Origin of the sequence: Micromonospora sp. DT63 (assembly GCF_049841615.1) — a bacterium.
GTDB lineage: Bacteria > Actinomycetota > Actinomycetes > Mycobacteriales > Micromonosporaceae > Micromonospora.
This window is the reverse complement of record NZ_JBNCKQ010000002.1, coordinates 1,047,129-1,071,517: the sequence shown is the minus strand read 5'-3', so window position 1 is coordinate 1,071,517 and position 24,389 is coordinate 1,047,129. Positions and strand designations below refer to the sequence as shown.

Sequence of the window (24,389 nt, the reverse complement as noted above, 5' to 3'; positions counted from 1 at the left end):
TCGCCGTGCCTGGGGAGGCCATCATGAAGCTGCCGCGTTCCGTCGCGGGCTGGACCATCGCGGTCTTCGGCGTACTGGCGCTGGTGATGGGCGCGGTCGGGTTGCTGTGGCCGGAGGCGCAGCTGCGTCTGCTCGGGTTCGAGGTGCCGGCGACTCGTGGCGCTGGCGACTACACCGGCACGTTCCTGCTGGCGTCCTCGATGGCGTCGTTCAACATGGGCGTCTACTACCTGCTCGCGACGGTCACCGAGTGGCGGGCGTTCTACCGTTTCACGGTGGTCTTCCGGCTGGTGACCTTCACCGTGTTCAGCATCGCCGTGCTGGCCGACATCGCCCCCGACCGGTTCTTCGGCGTGGCCGCGTGGGAGGGGTTGGGCGCGGTTGCCACGGCGATCGGACTGCGGATGGACGCCCGTCGGGGCACGCCGGCCGCCGTCGACACCGCTGCCGTGTCTCCCACTCCCGCCGCGTCTCCCGCCGCGGCGTCCGCTCCGCCTGCTCCCGCTCCCGCCTCCGCGCCCGCTGCGCCCGCCGCCTCCACGTCGGCCGATGCCGACGCGCCGGAAGGCACCGGAGAGGCGCCCGGCGCGGCCGGTGCCGCTCCGGCGGACGCGGCGCGCTGAGCCGCCGGCCGGGTTGGGTATTTTCGAGCGGTGACCGACACCCCGACCGGCGGCTTGCCGGTGCCGATCGTGCCCGGTCTGACTGATTTGCGGGTCTTTGCCCGAGGCGGCTACGCCACCGTCTACCAGGCCACCCAGATCTCGGTCGGTCGAGAGGTCGCCGTCAAGGTCGAGAACCGCACGCTGGACAGCGAACGCGATCAGGCCCGTTTCCTGCGCGAGGCGCGTGCCGCCGGGCGGATGTCGTCGCACCCGCACGTGGTGGACCTCTTCGACGTGGGCGTCACCGTCGACCAGCACCCCTACCTGATCATGGAACTCTGTGACGGGTCGTACGCCGAGCGGATGCGCAGCTCGCCGCTCGGCCCGGTGGAGGCCCGCGATCTCGGCATCAAGATCGCGGATGCGTTGGCGCACTCACACGGAGCCGGGGTGCTGCACCGGGACGTGAAGCCCGCGAACATCCTCTACTCGCACTTCAACTCGGCGGTGCTCGCCGACTTCGGGCTGGCCGTGCTGGCCGAGGCGCGCGACGCCTCGGTCACCCTGGAGGTGCTCACCCCGGCGTACGCGCCGCCGGAGATGTTCAGCCACAGCCCACCGTCGCCTGCCGTCGACGTGTACGCGCTCTGCGCCACCCTCTACGCGGTGATGCACGGCCGGCCGCCCCGCTGGCAGTCCGAGCGCAACCCCAGCCTGGTCACCGTGCTGGAGATGTTCAACCAGCCGCTTCCCGGCCTCCCGGGCGTACCGGACGAGCTCATCGACGTGCTGCGTCTCGGCATGGCCAACGACCCGGCCGAGCGGCCGTCCGCCCTCGAACTGCACGACCTGCTCGCCAACCTGCCGTTCGGCTCACCGTCCGCCCCGGTGAGCGGCGTCCCGACCAGCGGCTCACCGATCAGCGGAGCCCCGGTCAGTGGTGGCCCGAGCCGGTCCGGCCTGTACGGCACCGGCCAGCCAGCGCCCCGGCCGCCGGTCGAGGACTCCCGCCCCAGCGTTCCCGGCGGCCGGCGGTGGCGACGACGCTGGTTCCTCGGCGGCGCCGGGGTGCTGGCGCTCGCCGCCTCGGCCACCACCGGGGCCTGGCTGGCGAGCGGTGGCCCGCCGCCCGGCCCGTCCCCCTCGGTGACCCAGGTCGCGGCACCGGCGACCGGGCCGCTGCCCGGCTGCGCGTCAGGTGCCGGGGCGCCGACCGCGCTGCCCAGCGGCGCCCGTTGCCTGCCCGAGCTGGAGTGCTTCGGTCCGGTGCGCATCCGCGGTGCCCGCGCCGAGGCGGCCCGCGTCCCGTGCGACGGCCGGCACACCTGGGAGACGTACGCCGAGGGCATCCTGCCGGTGCCACTCGTCGGCGCGGCCTACGACGAGGTGATCGCCGCCGAGCCGGTACGACAGGTGTGCAGCGCCACGACGTTCCGACTGACCACGGAGATCGCCGAGCCGGTCGGCTGGCACCTGGAGGTGTTGCCGCCGGTGGACGGCAACGTCGACCGGGTCTACCGGTGCCTGGCGGGGCGGGGCGTCGACGCGCTCACCGCGCCCACGCTCACCGGTCGCTGAACCCGCCGCGCGCCCGTCCCCGGTCACGCACCGCACGCAACGCGTCCCGGCTGTCCAGGGCGTCGAGCGTGTCGGCGTCGATCCCGTACGGCATCAACTCCGGCGGTGCGGTGGCGTGTGGCTGGTCCGCCGGCTCCGGTTCGGCGCGCTGGCGGACGGCGGACACGGCGACCGCGGCGACCATGGCCAGCAGCACGCAGAGCAGTGCGAGAACCACGCCGAGAAGGTCCTGCCGGCGCAGAACGACCAGCAGGGCCAGCAGCGCGACGGCACCCGGCGCCGCGACCGCCGCCACCATCCGCGCATCGATCCTGGACAGTCGACTCACCCCTCCAGCATGTCGCGGCCTGGCCCGCTGTCAACCGGAGAGGCGATCCGCCGCGCCGATCAGTGTTGATCGAACGGACCATCCGACCTGACCGGTCGGCGTGCACACGCAGTGGACTCGTCTCGCTACTCTCGGTGTTCCGCAGGCTGCTCCGTCAGCGAGGTCGCCCATGAACGTACGCAGTTCCCAGTCCCGGCTCCGCTCGGTCGCGTCGACACTGGCGGTCGCCCTGACCCTCACCCTCTCCGCCGCCGCCGGCTGCGAGAGCCGCAAGGAACCGGACCTGCCGTCGGTGCAGGAGAAGTTGCGCGAGTCGCACATCTACGGGCAGTCGAAGCTGCGTATCGGCGTCGCCACCAACGAGCCGTTGATGGGCGACCTCCGCAACGGCCAGCACGTCGGCTTCGACGTCGAGATCGGCAGGTACATCGCCGCGTCCCTCGGTTACCAGGGCGAGCAGCAGTTGGAGTTCGTGTCGGCGGCCACCGAGGACCGGATCCCGTACCTGCAGGGCGGCACCGTCGACCTGGTGATCTCCAGCTTCTCGATGACCGAGGAGCGCAAGAAGCTGGTCAGCTTCGCCGGGCCGTACTTCGTCACCACGCAGGAGGTGTTGGTGCCGGTCCGGCTCAAGGACAGGATCCGCACCATCGAGGACCTGCGCGACCCGGCATACAAGGTCTGCACCACCGGCGGCTCCACCACCGAGGCCGAGCTGGAGAAGCGCCAGGTCAAGGCGCTTGTGGTGAAGGACGTCTGGGACTGCGTGACAGGCATCCGCGCCGGCCGGTACGACGTGGTCAGCTCGGACGAGACGATCCTCGCGGGCTTCCTGGCCACGTACCCCAAGGAGTTCGAGATCGTCGACCTGCCCTTCGGCACGAGCGAGCTGTTGGGCATCGGCGTGCCGATCGGCGATCCGGCGCTGCGTGACCTGGTCGCCTTTTTCCTCCAAAAGAGCTACCAGCAGGGCCGCAACGGGCAGGCCAGCCCGTGGCTGACGGCGTACAACCGGACCCTGGGCCCGTGGCTGCGCGTCGAGAAGACTCAGCCGCAGCCACTGGAGGTACCGAAGCTTGTCGACTTCGACGACAAGGCGCCCCGGCGGTGAGCACGGTGCCGACCACCACCGGTGACGCGAGCGCCGGCGGCTTGGTGCCGCCGCCCCGGCCCGCCGTGCCGACCGACCACGTCGAGGTGGACCCCGGCGGGTGGCCGGCCGGTGTGCCGCGGGCCGAACCCGCAGTGCCGGTCGCCGACGTCGAGCAGGTGCCGGTGCGGTGGGATCCGGCGGAGCGGCGGGCGCGGGCCAGCCAGTCGTTCTGGACGGCGGTCGTGGGCGTACCGGCGATCTTCTCGGTGCTCCGGCTCGGCGTCGAGGCGGGTGGGGAGCTGCAGACCACGCTGCTGCTGGTCGCCAACGTCGGGCCGGTCAACCTGCTCGCCGGGTTCCTGACCACCGCGGCCCGGCTGCTCTCCACCGGACTGGTCGCCGTCTTCGCGCTCGGCGCGGTGCTGGCCGTGAGCGTGGACCGACTGCCGCCGGGCACCCGCCGCCGCCCGCTCTTCGCCCGCTGGGCGGACCTCACCCCGGCCTGGGTCGTGGTGGCGAGCTTCCTGCTCGCCCTGCTCACCTGGCCGCTGCTCTACCTGCCGCTGCTGCTGCCGGCGTTCGCTGCCGCCTTCCAGCTTCGTCCGGACCGGCTGCACGAGTGGGTCGTACCCCGGTTGGCGGCGATCGTCGCGCTGCTCGCCGGGTACGGCTGGCTGCTGCTGCCGACGCTGCGCGACGCGGCCGGGCAGCGCGAGCTGCTGGTGCTCGCACTTCTCGTGGTGCCGCCGGTGTTGGCGCTGTTCATCGCCGGGCCGCTGCCCGGCATGGTGATCCGGCCGCTGGCGTCGCTGACCGAGGTGGCGGTGCTGGCCATGCTGGTCTGGGCCGCGCTGCCGGTGATCAGCACACCGGTGCTCCCGCTCACCGTCACCACCGTGGGCGTCGAGAACGGCCCGACCGAGGACGTCCGGGGGCACGTGGTGACCACCGACGACGTCAACATGGTGATCCTGCAGGAACGGGGCGGAGTCCGGTACGTGCCGGTAGACCTCGTCCGCGCGCAGGTGCTCTGCCCGAGCGAGGAGGAGTTGCCCCGGCACCGGCTGCGGATCCACGACTTCCACATCGAGGACTCGCTGCTGGAGGGGTTGGGCCGCCGCGTCCGCCCGGTGCACCGCATCGACGCGGCCTGCCGCGCCCCCGGCTGAGGTCAGTAGGACTTGTCCTGGCCGAGGACGTGCTGGGCGACGAAGTTCAGGATCATCTCGCGGCTGACCGGGGCGATCCGCCCGGCCCGGACCGCGCCGAGCAGGGTGGCCACCCCGTATTCCGTGGTCATGCCCGCCCCGCCGAGGGCCTGCACTGCGGTGTCCACGGCGAGGGCGGCGGCCTCCCCGGCCGCGTACTTGGCCATGTTGCCGGCCACCCCGGCCTCCAGGTCGCGGCCGGCGTCGTACAGGGTGGCCGCCTTCTGGATCATCAGGCGGGCCAGCTCCACCTGCACCGCCGCGTGGGCGAGCGGATGCGCCACCCCCTGGTGCGAGCCGATGCTCCGGCCACCCCACACCTTGCGGGTGGCGGTGTACTCGCTGGCCCGCTCGATGGCGTACCGACCGGTGCCGGCGCCCATCGCGGCCACCGTGATCCGCTCCGGGTTGAGCCCGGCGAAGAGCGCCGGCAGCCCGGCGTCCAGGGATTCGCCGACCAGCGCGTCGGCGGGCACCCGCACGTCGTCGAGGTAGAGCAGGAACTGGTTCTCCGGAGAGACGATCTCCATGTCCAGCTTGGACCGGGTCAGCCCCGCCGCGTCGGTAGGCACCAGGAACAGCGCGGGCTTGAGCTTGCCGGTGGAGGAGTCCTCGGTCCGGGCCACCACCAGGACGTGCCCGGCCTCGTCGACCCCGGAGATGTAGCACTTGCGGCCGTTGAGCAGCCAGTCGTCGCCGTCGCGGCGGGCCACCGTGCCGAGCCGGTGGAAGTTGGAACCGGCCTCCGGCTCGGTGATCGCGAAGACGATCTTCGCCGAGCCGTCCGCGAGGCCGGGCAGGTGCCGTTTGCGCTGCTCCTCGGTGCCGTGCCGGGCGAGCACCGTCGCCGCGATGGCGGGGGAGACCACCAGTAGCAGCAGCGGGCACCCCGCCGCCGCCAGTTCCTCGCAGACGATGGCCAGCTCGGTGATGCCGCCGCCCCCGCCGCCGTACTCGGTGGGGATGTTGACCCCCAGATAGCCGAGCCGTCCCGCCTCGGCCCACAACTCGGTGGTGTGCTCACCGGCCTTCGCCTTCTCGACGAAGTAGCCGTGGCCGTACCGGCGGCCCAGCGCCCGCACGGCGTCGCGGAGCTGGTCCTGCTCGGGGGTGAGGTCGAAGGTCATCGGGGGTCCTCCTCGGGGTTCGACGGCGTCGGGTCGTCGCTTGCGGGGGAGCCGTCGATGACGGCCAGGACGGTGCCGGTGCGCACCTGAGCGCCGGCCGGCACCGGGAGTTCGATGACCACCCCGTCGGTCGGGGCCAGCACCTGATGTTCCAGCTTCATCGCTTCCAGCGTGAGCAGTGGATCGCCGGCCGTGACCCGCTGGCCGACCTGGACGTGCACCCGGGTCACCGCGCCGGGCAGCGGCGCGAGCAGCGACCCGGCCGCCACCGCCGCCGTGGGCAGCGGGAGGCGCGGCAGCTCGACGAGGCTCGCCGCCCCGTCCGGGCCATCCACGAAGATCTCCGACCCCACCCGGTGTACGCGGTACGCGCGCCGAACGCCGTCGACGTCGAGCGCCACCCGGTCCGGGGTGACCTCCGCCAGCGCTACCGTCGGCGGCTTCCCCTCCAACGCCACCGTGTCGCCGGGCGGCGCTGCGGACCAGTCGGCGAGTCGGCCGGTGCGGTCCAGCCGGTAGCGGACCTCAATCTCGCCGTCCGGGCCGGTGAAGCGGCTGACCTGCGGTACGGCGGGCACGTTGCGCCAGCCGGAGGGCAGCCTGCCGAGCACCGGCGCGGTCGTTCGGCGTTGGGCCGCACCCGCCAGCGCGGCCGCCAGGGCGGTCAGCGGAAGCTGATCGGCGGGCAGCAGCGGCGCGAAGACCTCGGGGTGCCGGTCCAGGAAACCGGTGTCGATCTCCGCGGCCGCGAACGCCGGGCTGCGCAGCACCCGGACCAGCAGATCGCGGTTGGTGGCCACCCCGTGCAGCTCGGCCCGGGTCAGCGCGCCGGCCAGTGCGCGGGTCGCCTCGGCCCGGGTCGGCGCCCAGGCGATCAGCTTGGCGAGCATGGAGTCGTAGTGCACGCTCACCTCGGAGCCCGTCCCGACGCCGGAGTCCAGCCGCAGGCCGGCGTGCTGGAGGCCACCGAACTCCCGGTCCACCCCCGGCACCGCGAACCGGCGCAGCACACCTGTCGCGGGCCGCCAGCCCTGCGCCGGGTCCTCGGCGCACAACCGCACCTCGATCGCGTAGCCGCGTACACCCGGCTCGTGCAGGTGCTCCGGCAGCGGCACGCCCTCGGCGACGAGCAGTTGCCACCGGACCAGGTCGAGCCCGACGGGCACGGTCAGCTCGGTGACCGGGTGCTCCACCTGCAAGCGGGTGTTCATCTCCAGGAAGAAGAACTCACCGGTCGGAGCCAGCAGGAACTCCACAGTGCCGGCGCCCACGTAGTCGACGGCACGTCCGGCGGACACCGCCGCCTTGTGCAGCGCCGGACGCAACTCCTCCGGGAGCACCCCGGGGGCCTCCTCGATGATCTTCTGGTGTCGGCGCTGGATCGAGCACTCGCGCACCCCGAGGGCGGCCACCGTGCCGTGCGAGTCGCCGAAGATCTGCACCTCGACGTGCCGACCACGCTCGACGTACCGCTCGATGAAGACCGTGCCGTCGCCGAACGCGGCAGCCGCCTCCCGGCTGGCGCCGGCGACGGCCTCCGCCAGCTCGTCCGCGGACCGCACGATCCGCATGCCCCGGCCGCCGCCGCCAGCGGACGCCTTCACCAGCACCGGGAAGTCGGTGACCTCGTCGGCGTCGGTCCAGCTCGGCAGCATCGGCACGCCCGCCTCGGCGAGCAGCGCCTTCGCCGCCAACTTGTCGCCCATCGCGGCGATCACCTTGGCCGGCGGCCCGATCCAGGTCAGCCCCGCGTCGGTCACCGCCGCCGCGAACTCGGCGTTCTCGGCGAGGAAGCCGTAGCCGGGGTGGACGGCGTCCGCGCCGGCCTTGCGGGCCGCGTCCAGGATCAGATCCACCCGCAGGTACGTCTCGGTCGGTGAGCTTCCCGGCAGGCGTACGGCCAGGTCGGCCTCGGCGACGAACGGCGCGTCGGCGTCCGCGTCGGAGTACACGGCGACGGTCTGCACGCCCATCGCGCGGCAGGTGGCGAAGACCCGGCGGGCGATCTCGCCCCGGTTGGCCACGAGCAGTCTGTTGATCATGAGTGGCCTCTCTACATCCGGAAGACGCCGAAGCCGTCGGCGCCCTTCACCGGTCCGTTGTGGATCGCCGAGAGGCAGAGACCGAGAACGGTGCGGGTGTCCCGCGGGTCGATCACCCCGTCGTCGTAGAGCCGGCCGGAGAGGAACAGCGCCCCGGACTGCGACTCGATCTGCTGCTCGACCATCATCCGCATCGCCGCGTCGGAGTCCTCGTCGTAGTCGCGCCCCCGGGCGGCGGCGGCCTGCCGGGCCACGATCGACAGCACGCCGGCGAGCTGCGCCGGGCCCATCACCGCCGACTTGGCGTTCGGCCAGGTGAACAGGAACCTCGGCTCGTACGCCCGGCCGCACATGCCGTAGTTGCCGGCCCCGTACGAGGCGCCCAGGTTCACCGTCAGGTGCGGCACCGTCGAGTTCGACACCGCGTTGATCATCAACGCGCCGTGCTTGATGATGCCGCGCTGCTCGTACTCGGTGCCGACCATGTAGCCGGTGGTGTTCTGCAGGAAGATCAACGGGGTGTCCGAGGCGTTCGCGAGCTGGATGAACTGGGCCGCCTTCTGCGCCTCCGCGCTGAACAGCACCCCCCGGGCGTTCGCCAGCACCCCCACCGGGTACCCGTGCAGCTCCCCCCAGCCGGTGACCAGCGCGTCCCCGTACGCCGGCTTGAACTCGTCGAAGTCGCTGCCGTCCAGGATCCGGGCCAGGACCTCGCGCGGGTCGAACGGCACCTTCAGATCGGAGCTGACGATGCCCAGCAGCTCCTCCGGGTCGTACTTCGGCGGCTGCGGCACCGCAGTACGCGGCGACGGCCCCTGCTTGCGCCAGTTGAGCCGGCGGACGCACTGCCGGGCCAGCCGGATGCCGTCGCGCTCGTCCTCGGCCAGGTGGTCGGCGAGCCCGGACGTGCCGGCGTGCATCGCCGCGCCACCCAGCGACTCGTCGTCGGTGACCTCACCGGTCGCCATCTTCACCAGCGGCGGCCCGGCCAGGTAGACCTGCGACCGGTCCCGGATCATGATCACGTGGTCGGACATCCCCGGCACGTACGCGCCACCGGCAGTGGCGTTGCCGAAGACCACGCTGACCGTGGGGATGCCCGCCGCCGAGAGCCGCGTCAGGTCCCGGAACACCCGGCCACCCGGGATGAAGATCTCCGCCTGGGTGGGCAGGTCCGCCCCGGCCGACTCGACCAGGTTCACCATCGGCAGCCGGTTGGCCAGGGCGATCTCACCGGCCCGTCGGGTCTTCGCGAGCGACCACGGGTTGACCGCGCCGCCGCGTACCGTCGGATCGTTGGCGACGATCAGGCACTCCACGCCCTCGACCACGCCGATGCCGGTGACCACGCTGGCCCCGACCGGGAAGTCCGTGCCGTACGCGGCGACCGGCGACAGCTCCAGGAACGGGCTGTCGGCGTCCACCAGCAGCTCGATCCGCTCGCGGGGGAGCAGCTTGCCGCGCTTGTGGTGCCGGGACACGTACTTCTCGCCGCCGCCCGCCCGGGCCTGGTCCAGCGTGGCGTCCAGCTCGGCCAGCCGCTCCAGCAACGCCGTCCGGTTCGCGGCGTACCCCGGTGCGGCGGGGTCCACCCTGCTGTCCAGTGTGGTCACAGGCCCATGCCCTTCGCGATGATCTCGTTCATGATCTCGGTGGTGCCGCCGCCGATGCCGAGGATCCGGGCGTCGCGGTAGTGCCGCTCCACCTCGGCGTCCCGCAGGTAGCCGAAGCCGCCGTGCAGTTGCAGCGCCTGGTCGACGACCTGGTCGCAGGCGGCCACCGCGACGTTCTTCGCCATCGCCACCTCCGTCACCACCGGCTCGCCGGCCGCCACACGGACGGCCACCTCGTGCACGTACGACCGGGCCGCCTCGGCCCGCGTGTGCATCTCGGCCAGCCGGTGCCGGACCAGCTGCCGGCTGGCCAGCGGACGCCCGAAGGTCTCCCGGTCCCGGCACCAGCGCACCGCCAGCTCGACACAGCGCTGCGCGGTCGCGTACGCCTGGGTCGCCAGAGACAGTCGCTCGGCGGCGAAGTGCTGCATGATCGCCAGGAAGCCGGTGTTCTCCGCGCCGATCCGGTTGGCCACCGGCACCCGCACGTCCACGAACGACAGCTCCGCCGTGTCCGAGCAGTGCCAGCCCAGCTTCTCCAGTCGGCGCCCCACCGTGAACCCGGGCGACCCCTTGTCGATGACGAGCAGGGTCAGTTCACCGCTGCCGGGAAAGTCGGTGCACACCGCGGTGGTCACGAAGTCCGCCCGATGACCGCTGGTGATGTACGTCTTCGACCCGTTCACCACGTAGTGCTCGCCGTCGCGGCGGGCGGTCGTACGGATGCCGGCGACGTCGGAGCCGCCGTCCGGCTCGGTGATCGCCAACGCGCCGATCATCGTGCCGGCCAGGGTGGGCCGGACGTACCGTTCGATCAGGCCGCCGTCGGCCGGCGACGGGGTGCCGCCGAGCCGGCCGCCCAGCGACCCGCCGGTGCGGGCGCCGGCCGCGGCGACCATGTGCGGCAATGCGATGCCGTGCGTGAACAGGGCCGCCACCAGGCCGGACGAGCCGCCAGCGCGGATCAGCTCCTCCGTCACGATGATCGAGTCGAGCAGGTCACCGCCGCTGCCGCCCACCGACTCGGGAAAGCCGATGCCGAGCAGGCCGAGCTTCGCGGCGGTCGCGTGCAGGGCCCGGGGGACCTCGCCGGCCCGCTCCCAGTCGTCCAGGTGCGGCAGCACCTCCCGGGTCACGAAGGCCCTGGTCAGCTCGCGCAGCTGCCGCCGTTCGGGGGTGTCCACGATGCTCATCGCGCCGCCCCCGTCAGCACCTCGGCGGGCAGGTCGACGATCCGGGCGCGCAGCAGCTCGCCGAGCGCCTTGGCCTGCGGGTCGAACCGGGTGGACGCGGCCACCCCGGCCCCCAGCAGGCCCTCGATCACGAAGTTGACCGCCCGCAGGTTCGGCAGCTCGTAGCGCCGCACCGACAGCGACGCCGTCTCCGGCAGCAGCTCGGCCAGCCGCTCGACTGTCAACCAGGCGCGCAGCCACGCGTACCCGGCGTCGGTCCGGGCCCAGACGCCGAGGTTGGCGTCACCGCCCTTGTCGCCCGAGCGCGCGCCGACCAGTTCGCCGAGCGCCCCGCGCCGGGTCGGACCGTCGACCGCCGCACCGCCGCACGGCACGGTCTCGTCCCGCACCGTGGGGGCGGTACGGACCGGCGGGGCGATCGGCACCCGTTCACCGCCGGGCCGGACCGCGACGTGCGCCACCGCGTCCTGCGGCACGGTGTCGGCGGTGAAGACGCCGTACGGTGTCGCGTCGCCCGGGAGGGTGGTCAGCGTGCAGCCCGGGTAGGAGGCCAGGGCCAGCTCCACCGCGGCGGCCGAGAAGGCCCGCCCGGCCCGTGCCTTGTCGCCGTCGCGCAGGTGTACGTGCAGCAGGGCGCTCGCGACCTCGGTGTCGGCCGCGTCCGGGTGGTCGGTGCGGGCGAGCGTGAACTCCAGCCCGTCCTTGCCCACCGCCTCCTCGATCTGCCCCCGCACCAGGGCCGCCTTCGCCTCGATGTCCAACCCGCAGAGGACGAACGTCATCGAGTTCCGGAAGCCGCCGAGGTTGTTGACGCCGACCTTGAGCGTCGCCGGCGGCGGGGTGCCCCGGACGCCGGAGATCCGGACCCGGTCCGGCCCGTCGGGACGCAGCGTCACGGAGTCCAGCCGGGTGACCACGTCCGGTCCCAGGTACGCCGGCCCGCCGATCTCGTAGAGCAGCTGTGCGGTGACTGTCTCCACGGTGACCGCACCGCCGGTGCCGGGATGCTTGGTGACCACGGATGAGCCGTCGGAGTGCACCTCGGCGATCGGGAAGCCGGGGCGGTGCCCGCCGTCGGGCAGTTCGGTGAAGAAGCTGAAGTTGCCGCCGGTGACCTGGGCGCCGCACTCCAGGAGGTGCCCGGCGACTGTCGCCCCGGCCAGCTCGTCGAGATCGTCGCGACCCCACCCGTACCTGGCGATGGCCGGGCCGACCACCAACGACGCGTCGGTGACCCGGCCGGTGACCACCACGTCCGCGCCGGCGTCGAGGCAGGCGGCGATCCCGAACGCGCCCAGGTACGCGTTCGCGGTGAGCGCGTCGGGCCGCCGGAGCGCGTCGCCCTCGACGTACCCCACCTGGGCCGACAGGCCCAGACGGCCGGCGAGCGCCTCGATGGCGGCGGCCAGGCCGGCCGGATTCAGCCCGCCGGCGTTGGTCACGATCCGCACCCCCCGGTCGAGGGCCGTGCCCAGGCACGTCTCCAGCTGACGCAGGAACGTCTTCGCGTAGCCGAGGTCGGGGTCGCGCAGCCGGTCCCGACCGAGGATCAGCATGGTCAGCTCGGCCAGGTAGTCACCGGTCAGCACGTCCAGTTCGCCGCCGTCGAGCATCTCCCGCCAGGCCGTGAACCGGTCGCCGTAGAAACCGGAAGCGTTGCCGATGCGGATCACGCCGTGACTCCGCGTCGGCTCGACGGTTCGCGCCCGGTGCCCGGCGGGCCGGCGAACGCCTGCGCCACGTCGAGCCACTCGTCGGCGACGGGGCCGCTGGCCAGCAGGGCGAGGTCCGCGCGGTGGCGGCGGCGGGTGACGAGCAGGCAGAAGTCCAGGAGGGGACCGCTCAGGCGGTCGGCGGCGTCCGCCGGGCCCCAGGCCCACGTCTCCCCGCCGGGTCCGGTCAACTCGACCCGGACCGGTGCCGCCGGTGCCGGTCGGCCGTGGGCGGCGAAACCGTGCCCGAGAGTACGCACACCGAGGTGCGCCACGTGCCGGAGGCGGTCGGTGGCGGGGCGGACGACACCGAGGGCGTCGGCCACGTCTTCACCGTGCGCCCAGGTCTCCATGATCCGGGCGGTCGCCATCGACGCGGCCGACATCCGGGTGCCGTACCAGGGCAGCTTCTCGCCGGCCGGGACCGCGAGGAGCGCGTCGTTGAGCGCCGCCCGTCCGGCCCGCCAGCGGGCGAGCAGGTCGGCGGGCGGGGCGAGGAACGCCTCGGCGCCCGCGTCGACCATCCGGTTCGGGTCCGGCGCGGCCGTCACCGTCGCGTAGAAGGCGTCGGCGTCGGTGGCGGCCAGCAGGGCCACGTGGTCGGTCCAGGCGAGGTGGGCGATCTGGTGCCCGATGCTCCAGCCCGCCGCCGGGGTCGGGCGGGCCCAGTCGGCCGCCGGCAGGGGCGCCACCAACGCGTCCAGGTCGGCGGACTCGGCGGCCAGATCCGCGAGCAGGTCACTGAGGTCGACCATGATGCCTCCGGTCGGTGCTGGGCCGGTGTGGCCGGGGTCAGGGCGTGAGGAGGGTGGCGAGCTGGCGTTTCCAGGTGGCGAGCAGGGCGGCGCGGCGGGCCGAGTCGTCGCTGAGCAGGTTGGCCACCCCGAGCCCGCGCAGCAGGTCGAGGGTGGCCTGCACGGCTTCGCGGACGCCGGGACGGCGCTCGTCGACCCCGAGCAGGGCGACGGTGAGGCGGTGCATCTCCCGGCCGACCGTCGCCTCCAGCGGGACCAGGGCGTCGCGCAGCTCCTGGTCGGTGCGGGCGGCCACCCACAGTTCGAGCGCGGCGACGAAGAGCGGCCCGGTGAAGGCCACCCCGAGCAGGTCGATCACGCGGTCGAGCCGCTGCGGGCCGGCCGGCAACGCCTCGGCCTCGGTGCGCAGCTCGTTGGCCCGGCGCTCGGCCAGATGAGCGACGGCGGCCGTGACCAGCGCGGCCTTGGTCGGGTAGTGGTGCAGCTGCGCACCCCGTGAGACACCGGCCCGCGCCGCCACGACTGTGGTCGTGGTGCCCGACCAGCCGTGATCGATCAGGCAGTCAACTGTCGCCTCCAGCAGGCGGGCCTGGGTGGCACGACTGCGTTCCTGCTGAGGAACACGCGTCGCGCCGGCAGATGTCGATGCGGCGGACGTTGATGTGGCGGACGTTGATGTGGCGGACACGGCAACAGCCTGCGGCCTCCGAAACAAACAGTCAAGACTGACTTTTTATGGCGGAGTCGGCGGCCGTGCTCCGGTCGAGCCGACCTCGACTGCCCTACCCGTGCCCTGTCGAGCTGCCCCACGAGTGGGACGGCGGCGGTGCGCCATCTGCCCCTTCCCGTGCCCTGTCGAGCTGCCCCACGAGTGGGACGGCGGCGATGTGCCATCTGCCCCTCCCGTGCCCTGTCGAGCTGCCTCACGAGTGGGGCGGCAGTGACGCCCAGGTCTGCCCCACTCCTGGGGCAGCTCGACAGGTAGGAGAGCGGGTCCACGGGCCTCAGCTGACTCGCCGGATCAGCGGCTATCTGCGCGGCGAGGGATGCGCCGCGTTGAGGGGACGTGCGGGGTCGAGGACACGTGCACGGCCGAGGAAACGTGCGGGGTCGAGGGGATGTGCGGCGTCGGATCGGTGGGGGTCAGCGGCCGTCGCGCGGGCCGAAGACGGCGAGGGCGTCGGCGTCGCTGTGCTGGGAGCGCAGGTACTCGTCGGCCCAGGCGGCGGCGTCCGGGTACGTCGACTCCGCCGCCACCCGGGCGCAGGCCGCGTCCACGTCGAAGGCGGTGCGGCGCAGCTGTACGCCCGGCCCGAGCAGCGCCCACCACGCGCCCGCACCCCCGTACGGCATGCCGATGCTGCCCGGGTTGACCACCAGGCGCCGGTCGACCAGCCGGGTGAACGGCATGTGGGTGTGGCCGCAGACCACAGTCCCGACCTCGGCGGGCAGGCCCGCGAACACCTCCTCCCAGCGCGCCATCCGGGAGTCGACGAGCACCACCTCCTCGTCGTCGCGGGGTGTTGCGTGGCAGAACAGTGTCGGCCCGAGGCCGTCGATCTCCACCGTCACGGTCGCCGGCAGCGCGGCGAGCCGGGCCACCTGATCGTCGCGGAGCTGCCCGGCCGCCCAGTTGGACACCTCGAAAGCGGCGGGCCGTCCGGCCCGCGCGTCAACCAGCTCACGTTCGCAGTTGCCGCCCACCCAGCAGACCCGGTCACCCAGGTCGGCGAGCACGTCCAGCACCTCGACCGGCTGCGGGCCGGACGCGATGTCGCCGGTCAGCACGATGAGGTCGGCGGCGGCGACGTCCGGCTCGGCCAGGACGGCCTCCAGCGCGGGCAGTACGCCGTGGATGTCGGAGAGCACCGCAACTCTGTTCACCATGGCCCCACCCTCACCACTTCGGCCGCCCCGAGCCAGCATTTCTGCGCCGGGCAGACGAAACGTCCCCGCCTCCCGTCGATGAGGGAAGGCGGGGACGGGACGTACCGCTCAGACGCGGGCGCGGCGGGCCAGGCGCTCCGGGTCCAGGATGATGATGCTCTTGCCGTCCAGCCGCAGCCAGCCGCGCGAGGCGAAGTCGGCGAGCGCCTTGTTCACCGTCTCCCGGGAGGCGCCGACGAGCTGGGCGATCTCCTCCTGGGTGAGGTCGTGCGTCACGCGCAGCACGCCGCCGTCGCGCGTGCCGAACCGGCCGGCCATCTGGAGCAGGTTCTTCGCGACCCGGCCCGGCACGTCCGTGAAGATCAGGTCGGCGAGCGAGTCGTTGGTCCGGCGCAGTCGCCGGGCGAGCACCCGGAGCAGCTGCTCGGCGATCTCCGGGCGGTTGTTGAGCCACGGCCGCAGTGCCTGCTTGCGCAGCCGCACCAGCCGGGTGTCGGTCACCGCGGTGGCGGTCGCCGTACGCGGACCCGGGTCGAAGAGCGACAGCTCACCGACCATGTCCGACGGCCCCATCACCGCGATCAGGTTCTGCCGGCCGTCCGCCGCCCGGCGGCCGACCTTGATCTTCCCGGACAGCAGGATATAGAGGCTGTCGCCGGGCTCGCCCTCATTGAAGACGATCTCGCCCTTGCGGACCTCGATCGTCTCCATCTCCTTGGCGAGCGCCTCGGCAGCTTCCGGGTCGACACCCTGGAAGATCCCGCTGCGGGCCAGTACCTCATCCATCGCGCACCTCCGGTTACGCGTGCCGTCCGTCGGCCGGGGCCGCCGTCCGCTGATCCCCTCGCGCGCCGCCAAGTCTAGGCGCATGTGAGCACGAATCAGAGGTCGGCCCTGGAATCTTGATCGGTGGGCGTAACCTGCCCGACGTGCTGAGCGACCCGACCCTGACCAGCCGCGCCGAAGACGGGCGGCACATTCCGCTGCTCGTCTGGCGGCCCGACAGGCCCCTGCGAGCGGTCAGCAGCGGCCCGCTCGGCGGTGGCGTCGGCGTCCGGCACTGGGTGCTGAACGCGACAGTGCCCATGTCGTACGACCGGGACGACCCCGCCGCCCACCTGACCGCGCTCGCCGCGGACCTGGCCCTCGACGGGCCCGGGGTGGGCCTGCTGACCGGCGTCGACGTGACCGAGGTGGTCGCCCGGACCGACAGCGGCGTGCGGGTCTGGGCGACGGTCGGGCTCGGCACCCCGGTGCCCGCCGCCGCGCCGGAACCGGCCGCCCTCGCCCAGCGGGTGGGCACGGTGAACATCGTGGTGTACGTGCCGGTCCGGCTCGCCGACTCGGCCCTGGTCAACGCCGTCGCCACCGCCACCGAGGCGAAGACCCAGGCGATCGTCGAGCTGGGCTTGCCCGGGACCGGCACCCCCACCGACTCGGTCACCGTGCTCTGTCCGGTGGACGGCCCCCCGGCCGCGTACGGCGGGCCGCGCTCCACCTGGGGCGCCCCGCTGGCCCGAGCCGTGCACGCCGCCGTACGCGCGGGCGGGGACCGGCCGGTGGTGCCCTGGTCGGACCGGGTGACCGGCTGAACTTCCGACCGATCGGCCCTCGTCGGCGCGTTGAGCGGCCGGTAGGGTCGCGGACGATGTACGCTTCCGCCCCCCTCGCGTCCCGCCCGTTCCGCCGCGTCGCCATCGGCCTCGCGGCGCTGCTGGCCGCCCTGCTCGTCGCCGGCTGTGCCGACAGCGGGGAGGCCCCGGTGTGGCAGCCCGGCGCCGGTGGTGGTGGCACCGGAGCGCCGGTGAGCACGGCCGGCCCCAAGGCCAGCGGCGGTGCCTCGGCGTCGGGCGGGGGCGGCGCCATCTCGCTCTCCGCGACCGGCGACATCATCATGGGCAACGCGCCGAGCCGGCTGCCCGCCGCCGGCGGCAAGGGCTTCTTCGACTCGGTCAAGCAGGCGCTCAAGGCCGACCTGGTGATGGGCAACCTGGAGGAGCCGCTGACGGTGGACACCGGCACCGGCAAGTGCGGGGCCAACTCGACCCGCTGCTACCAGTTCCGGGCCCCGCCGGAGTACGCCGCGCACCTGCGCGACGCCGGCTTCGAGGTGCTCAACCAGGCCAACAACCACGGCTACGACTACGGGCCGAAGGGCTACGAGAATACGCAGAAGGCGCTGGAGAAGTACGACCTGAAGCACACCGGCGCCCCGGACGAGACCACCGTGGTCGACGTCAAGGGCGTCAAGGTGGCCGTGGTGGGTTTCTCGTCGTACGTCTGGTCCAACAGCCTGGTCGACATCGCCAAGGCCAAGACGGTGGTCGCCAAGGCGGCCACCATGGCCGACCTGGTCGTGGTGCAGGTGCACATGGGCGGCGAGGGCGCGGACAAGACCCGGGTGAAGCCGGGCACCGAGATCTTCCTGGGTGAGAACCGGGGGGACCCGGTCAAGTTCTCGCACGCCATGATCGACGCAGGCGCGGACCTGATCGTCGGGCACGGGCCACACGTGCTGCGCGGCATGGAGTTCTACCAGGGCCGCCTGATCGCGTACAGCCTGGGCAACTTCGCCGGCGGTAGCAACACGTTGATCAATACCGGCCGGCTCGGCTGGGGCGGGGTGCTGAAGGTGTCGCTCAAGCCCGACGGGAGCTGGGCCGGCGGCTCGTTCACCTCGACGTACATGAACTCCGCAGGCAAGCCGACGATGGACCCGGACGACCGCGGCCTGGGCCTGGTCACCGAGCTGAGCCGCGCCGACTTCCCCAAGGGTGGGGCCCGGTTCGACGGGCAGGGCAGGATCACCGCGCCGACGGCGGGTTGACCCGAGGAGGAACGTCCGGGGCGCGACGTAGGCTGACCGTCGTGACCAGTAGCTCTCCCGGTGCCAGCGAGACCGACCTCGGGCGCACACGTCGTGCCCGCAAGATCGGCCGGGTGCTGGCCGAGACGCACCCCGACGCGCACTGTGAACTGGACCACTCCAACGCCCTGGAGCTGGCCGTCGCCACCATCCTCTCGGCGCAGTGCACCGACAAGAAGGTCAACGAGGTCACCCCGAAGCTCTTCGCCCGCTACCCGAGCGCCCCCGCGTACGCCGGGGCCGACCGGGGCGAGATGGAGGAGCTGATCCGGCCCACCGGCTTCTACCGCAACAAGACCGACTCGCTGCTCAAGCTGGGGCAGGCCCTCGTCGACAGGTACGACGGTCAGGTCCCCGGCCGGCTCGTCGACCTGGTGACGCTTCCCGGGATCGGCCGCAAGACCGCCAACGTCATTCTCGGCAACGCCTTCGACGTCCCCGGCATCACTGTCGACACGCACTTCCAGCGGCTGGCGCACCGGTGGCAGCTGACCACCGAGACCGACCCGGTCAAGATCGAGCACGCGATCGGCGCGCTCTACCCGAAGCGCGACTGGACCATGCTGTCGCACCGGATCATCTTCCACGGGCGACGGGTCTGCCACGCCCGCAAGCCCGCCTGCGGGGCGTGCACGCTCGCGAAGCTGTGCCCCTCGTACGGCACCGGCCCGACCGAGCCGGCCGCCGCCGCCAAGCTGCTCAAGGGCCCCCGCGCGCGTGACCTCGCGGTGGCCGCCGGGGTCGACCCGGAGCTGGTGCCGGCGCAGGCGGTCGCCGCGGAGGTGCCGTGAACCGCCGCCTCGCCCTCGCCGTCCTGCCGCTGCTGCTGGCCGTTGCCGGCTGCACGGGCAACCCGGCCGACGACGCACCAGCGACCCGCCCGGCCGCGGCCGAGCGGCCATCCCCGTTCCGGGACTGCGCCGCCCTGAACACGGCACCCACGGCCGGGGCACCCGGCTCCGGCCCGGCGACCCCTGCGTCGCCCGGTTCGGGCACAGCGGCCTCTGGCACGTCCGGCACGCCGACCCCCACCGCCGGTGGGCAGCAGCTGCCGGAGCTGACGCTCTCCTGCTTCACCGGCGGGGCGCCCGTCGCGCTGCGCGACGTGGCCGGGCCGGCCGTGATCAACGTGTGGGCCTCCTGGTGCCCGCCGTGCCGCAAGGAGTTGCCCGCTTTCCAACGCCTCAGCGAACGGGCCGCCGGTCAGCTCCAGGTGGTCGGGGTCAACAGCCGGGACAGCCGCAGCGGCGCCCAGTCCATCGGTGAGGACTTCGGCGTCCGGTTCCCGATCCTGGTCGACCAGGGCGAGGCGCTACAGCGCGAACTGAAGCGCAACGCCATTCCGCTGACCCTCTTCGTCGACGCGCAGGGCCGCATCCGGCACATCGACGCCACCGGGGCCCTCGATGACGTCCAGATCGCCAAGCTGGTCCGCCAGCATCTCGGCCTGACGGTGCCGGCATGACCCGCCGACCGCCGGAATGGATCGAGCCGTTGCTGACCCGGCTGGGCACCGCCCGCGCCGAGGACTTCACCCGGCTGACCACCCCCGCCGAGGGCGGCCGGGAGAGCGCCGTGCTGGTGCTTCTCGGTGAGCAGCCCGACCTCGGCCCCGACGTGCTGGTCCTGCAACGGGCCGCCACCCTGCGCAACCACGCCGGTCAGCCGGCCTTCCCCGGCGGGGCGGCCGACCCGGAGGACGCCGACGTCCGGGCCACCGCGCTGCGCGAGGCGAACGAGGAGGTCGGCCTCGACCCGGCCAGCGTCACCGTGCTTGCCGAGCTGCCGAAGTTGTGGATCCCGGTCAGCGACTTCGTGGTCACCCCGGTGCTGGCCTGGTGGCACGACCCGCACCCGGTGCACCCGGCCGAGCCCGCCGAGGTGGCGCACGTGGCGCGACTGCCGGTCCGCGAGCTGGTCGACCCCGCCAACCGGCTGCGGGTCCGCCATCCCAGCGGCTGGGTGGGGCCGGCGTTCTCGGCGCGCGGCATGCTCGTCTGGGGCTTCACCGCCGGGGTGCTGGCGACCCTGCTGGACATGGGTGGTTGGGCCCGCCCGTGGTCGCCCGGCCGGCTGGTCGATCTGCCGCCCACGGGGGCCACTCCCGCGCCGTCGGCCGGCACCGAAGACGTCGACGAGACCGCCCTGCGCTGACCACGCGGTCACCTTCCGCAAGCGGTGGTCATCCGGCGGGCGCACTGCCCGTACGCTGGACCCCGTGTCCGTCGTGGATCTCGTCCTGCTGCTGCTCATGCTCGTGTTCGCGATCAGCGGATACCGCCAGGGTTTCGTCATCGGCATCACGTCGCTGTCCGGCTTCTTTCTGGGGCTGCTGCTCGGCCTGCAACTCGGGCCGCTGTTCGCCCGGCAGTTCGTCGACGCCGGCACCCGGGTGCTGATCTCACTGGTGGCGATCTTCGGGTTGGCAGTGATCGGGCAGGCGCTCGCCGGCTGGCTCGGCTCGCACCTGCGCAAGACGATCACCAGCGACGTGGGTCGGCGGATCGACGACATCGGCGGGGCGTTCGTCTCACTGTTCGCGGTGCTCCTGCTGGCCTGGCTGGTCGCCGTGCCGCTCGGGTCGTCGTCGGTGCCCTGGCTCGCCTCCGCGGTGCGCAACAGCGCGCTGATCGGCGTGGTGAACGGGGTCCTGCCGGAGGAGGCGCACCGCCTCTCCACCGCCCTGGAGGACACCGTCGACACCGACGGGTTCCCGGACGTCTTCGGTGGTCTCACGCCCACCCGGGCCCGCCAGGTCGACCCGCCCGACCCGGCGCTGGCCGGCTCGCAGGTGGTGGTCAACGGTCAGCGTTCGGTGGTCAAGGTGCTCGGCTCCGCGCCCAGCTGCTCGCGCCGCATCGAGGGCTCCGGCTTCGTGTACGCCGACGACCGGGTCATGACCAACGCCCACGTGGTCGCCGGCACCCGTTCGGTGGCGGTGGAGCTGGGCGGGGAGCGGTACGACGGTCAGGTGGTGGTCTACGACCCGAACCGCGACCTGGCGGTGCTGCTCGTGCCGGGGCTGCCCGGCCCGTCGCTGCGGTTCGCCGCCGGCAACGCGGGCAGCGGCTCGGACGCCATCGTGCTCGGCTTCCCGCTGGATGGCCCGTACAACGCGCAGTCGGCCCGCGTTCGTGACGTCGACAAAATCAAGGGGCCGGACATCTACTCCTCCGGCGACGTCACCCGGGAGATCTACACCATTCGTGCGCTGGTGCGCAGCGGCAACTCCGGTGGACCGCTGCTCTCGGCCAACGGTCTGGTGCTCGGCGTGATCTTCGCGGCGGCGGCGGACGACCCCAACACCGGGTTCGCCGTGACCGCCGCCGAGGCCAGGCCGGTGGCGCTGGCCGGGGCCGAACGCAACCGGGCCGTCGCCACCGGCGAGTGCACCTGAGCGGTCCGCCGGATCAGGTCCGGGCCGTGGCGGCCATCGGCAGCTTGGCGCGTCCCCAGCGCAGTCCCCGGTCCAGCACCGCCCGGGCCATGATCGCGACGCAGGTGCCGCCGTTGATGAAGGACGCCACCACGTCGCTCGGGTGGTGCATCCCCCGGTACATGCGGGTCAGCGCCACACCCACCGGCACCAGCAGCAGCGTCCACCAGGCGACCTTCGCTCCCGTGCTGCGTGCCCGTAGGGCCATCAGCACCGCGATACCGACGTAGAGGGCCACCGCCGCCGAGGTGTGCCCGGACGGAAAACTCGACGTGGGCGGCGAGGTGTCCATGTGCTCCACCGCCGGCCGCTGCCGGTCGATCACCATCGTGGTGAACAGGAACACCAACGCCTGGGCGGTCACCGCCGCGCACAGGAACAGCGGCTCCCGCCAGCGCTTGAGCCAGAGTCGCAGCACCAGGGCCACCAGCACGGTGACCACGACGATCATCTGGGTGCTGGCCAGCGTGCTGAACACCAGCGAGACGTCGTTCCAGCCGCCGGTGCGGTCACCCGCGAACTCCCGATTCACCGAGTCCTCGACGGTGAACGGCCAGGTCCGTTCGAACACGCGGGTGATCAGCACCCCGAGCAGCACCATGAAACCGAACAGGAGGGACACCGGCAGCAGCACCCGCCGGAGGATCTGGACCACGGTGTCGGACATGAGCCGGCCAATACCCGATCGACGTCGTCGTCACGCCTCAGGTCTTGTCCGGCTGCCGCTCGACCTCGGGCGCGACGCCGTCGCGCACCGGCCGGACCGGTCGGAGGCCGGTGTGCGCCCGCCAACTGGTGAACGCGGCGGTGGTCGCCGCGATCACCGCCACGCCGAGCAGCCAACCGCCGAGCACGTCACTGGTGAAGTGCACACCGAGCGAGACCCTGCTCAGCCCGGTCACCAGGGTGAGCAGCAGTGCGGCGATCCAGAGCGCGACCCGCGCGGCCCAGCGCCGGACGTACGGCAGGAACACCAGCAGCAGCACCCCGGCGGCCAGGGTGGCGTTCAGGGCGTGCCCGGAGGGGAACGAGTAGCCGGCGGCCCGCGCCACCGGGTCGAGCAGTTCCGGCCGGTCCCGGCCGACGAGCAACTTGAGCAGCGGACCCATCAACCCGCCGACCACCATCGTCGTGGCCACCCAGAGGGCCAGCCGGCGGGCCCGGCGGCGCAGCAGCCAAATCACCACGAGCAGGGCCACGACCCGCAGCGGCAGGGGCGCGAACACCGCACTCCAGACGTCCATCAGCGCGACCCAGGCCGGGTGGCGCACCGCATGGTCGTGCAGCGCGTCGGTGATCGTCGTGTCCAGCCGGTGCAGCGGCCCCCACGCACCGAGCACCAGCAGTGCGAGCAGGGCGAACGGCACCAGCACCAGGAACGTCGCCGTCGCCGCCAGGGTCAGCCGCAGACCCAACGAGTGGTCCGGGTCGAGGCGGCGACGCCGCCAGGACGGGCGCCGGTCGGTGTCGAGGGTTCGTGCGGCGGGCGTGCTCATGCGGACGGTTCTACCCCACCCGCCGGGCCTTCAGGCCTGCCGTCCGCGACGCTCAGCGACTGCGCTGGCGGAACCGGCGCACCATCAGCGCCGCACCGGTCACCAGGGCGGCGAGGAGCGCGACACCGGTCCACAGTTGCTCCGGCACCGATTCGGCCGGAGCGCCCGCCGGTCGGGCCGTCCACCCGGTCTGCTGTCGTCCGGCGGTGAAACCGAGCGGGTCGCTGCCGGCGCCGCTGACCGGGCCGTTGTCCTCCGAACCGGGGGCCGGACCGAAGCCGACCACGCCCGGCGAGGTCAGATCGTCCAGCGGGTTGACGGTGACCGGGGGAACGTCCGCGGTCAGCGCCGCCACCGGGTCGACCACCCCGTACCCGAAGCGGTCGTCCCGGCCGGTCGGGCCGAGGTCACGGGCGGTGGCCAGCAGCCGGTTGACCACCTCGCCGGCGGGCATGTCCGGAAAACGGGACCGGACCAGCGCGGCGGTCGCGGCCACCAACGGCGCGGCGAAGCTGGTGCCCTGCACCCGCCAGTACCCGTCCGCCGGGCGGGCGCCGACCAGGCCGGTGGCGGGGGCGGTGAGCACCGTCGCCCGGCCGGTGATCGAGCCGGACCACAGGTTGTCGCTGCTGCGCTCCAGCCCGGCGACCGCGATCACGCCCGGCTCGCGAGCCGGGTACCAGACCTTGGAGTCGGTCGACGTGGCCAGGTTGCCGGTGCAGGCGACCACGACCACGTCCCGGGCGAACGCGTAGTCCAGAGCCGCGGCCAGGGCCGGGCTGTCCCCGCTGCCGCCCAGCGACAGGTTGATCACCCGGGCGCCGTTGTCGACCGCCCAGCGGACACCCTTCGCGACGATCAGGGCGTCGTCGTACTTGTTGCGCTCGTCCAGCACGCGGACCGGGAGGATCCGGGAATCCGGCGCCAGGCCGACCACGCCCCGCTTGTCGTCGTTACGCCCGGCGATCAGGCCGGCGACAGTGGTGCCGTGACCGACCGGATCCGGACCGGCGCCGCCAGCGGGCCCGACCAGGTCGAGGCCGGGCAGCACCTGGCCGGCCAGGTCGGGATGGTTGGCGTCCACACCGGAGTCGACCACCGCCACTGTCACGCCCCGGCCGGTCGAGCTGCGCCACGCCGTGTCGGCCCGCAATTCGTCGAGCTGCCACTGCTCGTCACGGACCTGGTCGGTGCGGGCCACGCTGTCACCGGGGGCGAGCGCCACCGGTGCGCCGGCGAGTTGCCCGCCGCTGCTGGGCGCGGCGACAGGTGCGGCGGCCGGGACCGCGACGGCGAGCATCGCCGCCACACCGAGCAGCGCCCGGCCGGCCCGTCGGGCCACTGCAGGACCGCTGTGCCGAACCCCTGTCACATCCTCAGCCATTCATCCCGACGGAACCACGACGATCGGAGATTACCGGTTTCCCCACCCGTCACGGGAGGAACTACG

General features: G+C 73.0%; 22 protein-coding genes and 1 pseudogene. 10 read left to right on the top strand and 13 right to left on the bottom strand.

Going from position 1 to position 24,389, the window contains the following annotated elements; all coding sequences use genetic code 11:
* Positions 1 to 23 precede the first annotated feature (23 nt).
* Positions 24 to 488 (top strand): annotated as a pseudogene (locus tag ACLQ27_RS11840) (hypothetical protein); the annotation flags it as partial.
* A 165-nt stretch (positions 489 to 653) separates the two neighbouring features.
* Positions 654 to 2,183 carry a serine/threonine-protein kinase gene (locus ACLQ27_RS11835; RefSeq protein ID WP_425866725.1) on the top strand — a complete coding sequence of 510 codons (1,530 nt, stop codon included), beginning with the start codon at positions 654 to 656 and terminating at the stop codon, positions 2,181 to 2,183.
* Here ACLQ27_RS11835 and ACLQ27_RS11830 read toward each other — a convergent pair.
* Positions 2,170 to 2,511, bottom strand: a complete 342-nt coding sequence (locus tag ACLQ27_RS11830; protein ID WP_357498114.1) for a hypothetical protein — start codon at positions 2,509 to 2,511, stop codon at positions 2,170 to 2,172. The two genes, ACLQ27_RS11835 and ACLQ27_RS11830, sit on opposite strands and share 14 nt — an antisense overlap.
* 169 nt (positions 2,512 to 2,680) lie before the next feature.
* Here ACLQ27_RS11830 and ACLQ27_RS11825 point away from each other — a divergent pair, with 169 nt between their 5' ends.
* Both ACLQ27_RS11825 and ACLQ27_RS11820 read left to right on the top strand, forming a co-directional pair.
* Positions 2,681 to 3,622: a transporter substrate-binding domain-containing protein gene (locus tag ACLQ27_RS11825; RefSeq protein WP_234583280.1), complete on the top strand. Its 942-nt coding sequence runs from the start codon at positions 2,681 to 2,683 to the stop codon at positions 3,620 to 3,622.
* Positions 3,619 to 4,773, top strand: a complete 1,155-nt coding sequence (locus ACLQ27_RS11820; protein ID WP_425866723.1) for a hypothetical protein — start codon at positions 3,619 to 3,621, stop codon at positions 4,771 to 4,773. The genes ACLQ27_RS11825 and ACLQ27_RS11820 overlap by 4 nt, the downstream gene beginning before the upstream one ends.
* A gap of 2 nt (positions 4,774 to 4,775) precedes the next feature.
* Here the strand turns inward: ACLQ27_RS11820 and ACLQ27_RS11815 are convergent, their stop codons facing one another.
* From ACLQ27_RS11815 to ACLQ27_RS11775, 9 genes are all read right to left on the bottom strand, one after another.
* Entirely contained in the window at positions 4,776 to 5,939 is a 1,164-nt protein-coding gene (locus tag ACLQ27_RS11815; RefSeq protein WP_425866722.1) for an acyl-CoA dehydrogenase family protein, read from the bottom strand.
* A complete protein-coding gene (locus tag ACLQ27_RS11810) occupies positions 5,936 to 7,981 on the bottom strand; it encodes a biotin carboxylase N-terminal domain-containing protein (protein ID WP_357498122.1) in 2,046 nt (681 codons plus the stop codon). The genes ACLQ27_RS11815 and ACLQ27_RS11810 overlap by 4 nt, the downstream gene beginning before the upstream one ends.
* 11 nt (positions 7,982 to 7,992) lie before the next feature.
* A complete protein-coding gene (locus tag ACLQ27_RS11805; RefSeq protein ID WP_425866720.1) occupies positions 7,993 to 9,594 on the bottom strand; it encodes an acyl-CoA carboxylase subunit beta in 1,602 nt (533 codons plus the stop codon).
* Positions 9,591 to 10,787, bottom strand: a complete 1,197-nt coding sequence (locus tag ACLQ27_RS11800) for an acyl-CoA dehydrogenase family protein (protein WP_357498126.1) — start codon at positions 10,785 to 10,787, stop codon at positions 9,591 to 9,593. The genes ACLQ27_RS11805 and ACLQ27_RS11800 overlap by 4 nt, the downstream gene beginning before the upstream one ends.
* Positions 10,784 to 12,400, bottom strand: a complete 1,617-nt coding sequence (locus tag ACLQ27_RS11795) for an acyclic terpene utilization AtuA family protein (protein WP_425866839.1) — start codon at positions 12,398 to 12,400, stop codon at positions 10,784 to 10,786. Before ACLQ27_RS11795 ends, ACLQ27_RS11800 begins: the two co-directional genes overlap by 4 nt.
* 56 nt (positions 12,401 to 12,456) lie before the next feature.
* Positions 12,457 to 13,254, bottom strand: a complete 798-nt coding sequence (locus ACLQ27_RS11790) for a TIGR03084 family metal-binding protein (protein ID WP_425866718.1) — start codon at positions 13,252 to 13,254, stop codon at positions 12,457 to 12,459.
* Between the two features lie 37 nt (positions 13,255 to 13,291).
* Positions 13,292 to 13,942 carry a TetR/AcrR family transcriptional regulator gene (locus ACLQ27_RS11785; RefSeq protein WP_357574947.1) on the bottom strand — a complete coding sequence of 217 codons (651 nt, stop codon included), beginning with the start codon at positions 13,940 to 13,942 and terminating at the stop codon, positions 13,292 to 13,294.
* A gap of 455 nt (positions 13,943 to 14,397) precedes the next feature.
* The gene (locus ACLQ27_RS11780; protein ID WP_425866716.1) at positions 14,398 to 15,141 is read right to left on the bottom strand and encodes a metallophosphoesterase family protein; all 744 of its coding nucleotides are present in this window, start codon (positions 15,139 to 15,141) and stop codon (positions 14,398 to 14,400) included.
* A 108-nt stretch (positions 15,142 to 15,249) separates the two neighbouring features.
* Positions 15,250 to 15,927 (bottom strand): Crp/Fnr family transcriptional regulator, encoded by a 678-nt coding sequence (locus tag ACLQ27_RS11775; RefSeq protein WP_007466162.1) that lies wholly within the window; start codon positions 15,925 to 15,927, stop codon positions 15,250 to 15,252.
* Between the two features lie 143 nt (positions 15,928 to 16,070).
* On the opposite strand from ACLQ27_RS11775, the gene ACLQ27_RS11770 reads away from it, so the two are divergent.
* The 6 genes from ACLQ27_RS11770 to ACLQ27_RS11745 all read left to right on the top strand — a co-directional run bounded on the left by ACLQ27_RS11770 (position 16,071) and on the right by ACLQ27_RS11745 (position 21,404).
* Complete coding sequence (locus tag ACLQ27_RS11770) at positions 16,071 to 16,733, top strand: adenosylcobinamide amidohydrolase (RefSeq protein ID WP_357498134.1); 663 nt, start codon at positions 16,071 to 16,073, stop codon at positions 16,731 to 16,733.
* Positions 16,734 to 16,789: 56 nt separating this feature from the next.
* On the top strand, positions 16,790 to 17,968 hold the full coding sequence (locus tag ACLQ27_RS11765) for a CapA family protein (protein ID WP_357498136.1): 1,179 nt from the start codon (positions 16,790 to 16,792) through the stop codon (positions 17,966 to 17,968).
* A gap of 41 nt (positions 17,969 to 18,009) precedes the next feature.
* Positions 18,010 to 18,798 carry an endonuclease III gene (nth, locus tag ACLQ27_RS11760; RefSeq protein ID WP_425866713.1) on the top strand — a complete coding sequence of 263 codons (789 nt, stop codon included), beginning with the start codon at positions 18,010 to 18,012 and terminating at the stop codon, positions 18,796 to 18,798.
* Positions 18,795 to 19,472: a redoxin domain-containing protein gene (locus tag ACLQ27_RS11755; protein ID WP_425866712.1), complete on the top strand. Its 678-nt coding sequence runs from the start codon at positions 18,795 to 18,797 to the stop codon at positions 19,470 to 19,472. The genes nth and ACLQ27_RS11755 overlap by 4 nt, the downstream gene beginning before the upstream one ends.
* Positions 19,469 to 20,161 (top strand): NUDIX hydrolase, encoded by a 693-nt coding sequence (locus ACLQ27_RS11750; protein ID WP_234583293.1) that lies wholly within the window; start codon positions 19,469 to 19,471, stop codon positions 20,159 to 20,161. The genes ACLQ27_RS11755 and ACLQ27_RS11750 overlap by 4 nt, the downstream gene beginning before the upstream one ends.
* A gap of 64 nt (positions 20,162 to 20,225) precedes the next feature.
* Complete coding sequence (locus ACLQ27_RS11745) at positions 20,226 to 21,404, top strand: MarP family serine protease (RefSeq protein WP_234583294.1); 1,179 nt, start codon at positions 20,226 to 20,228, stop codon at positions 21,402 to 21,404.
* Positions 21,405 to 21,417: 13 nt separating this feature from the next.
* Here the strand turns inward: ACLQ27_RS11745 and ACLQ27_RS11740 are convergent, their stop codons facing one another.
* The 3 genes from ACLQ27_RS11740 to mycP are packed head-to-tail and all read right to left on the bottom strand — an operon-like array spanning position 21,418 to position 24,323.
* Complete coding sequence (locus ACLQ27_RS11740; RefSeq protein ID WP_357498141.1) at positions 21,418 to 22,110, bottom strand: phosphatase PAP2 family protein; 693 nt, start codon at positions 22,108 to 22,110, stop codon at positions 21,418 to 21,420.
* A gap of 37 nt (positions 22,111 to 22,147) precedes the next feature.
* Positions 22,148 to 22,939 (bottom strand): phosphatase PAP2 family protein, encoded by a 792-nt coding sequence (locus ACLQ27_RS11735; RefSeq protein ID WP_357498143.1) that lies wholly within the window; start codon positions 22,937 to 22,939, stop codon positions 22,148 to 22,150.
* A 52-nt stretch (positions 22,940 to 22,991) separates the two neighbouring features.
* On the bottom strand, positions 22,992 to 24,323 hold the full coding sequence (gene mycP / locus ACLQ27_RS11730; protein ID WP_357498145.1) for a type VII secretion-associated serine protease mycosin: 1,332 nt from the start codon (positions 24,321 to 24,323) through the stop codon (positions 22,992 to 22,994).
* Positions 24,324 to 24,389: the final 66 nt, after the last annotated feature.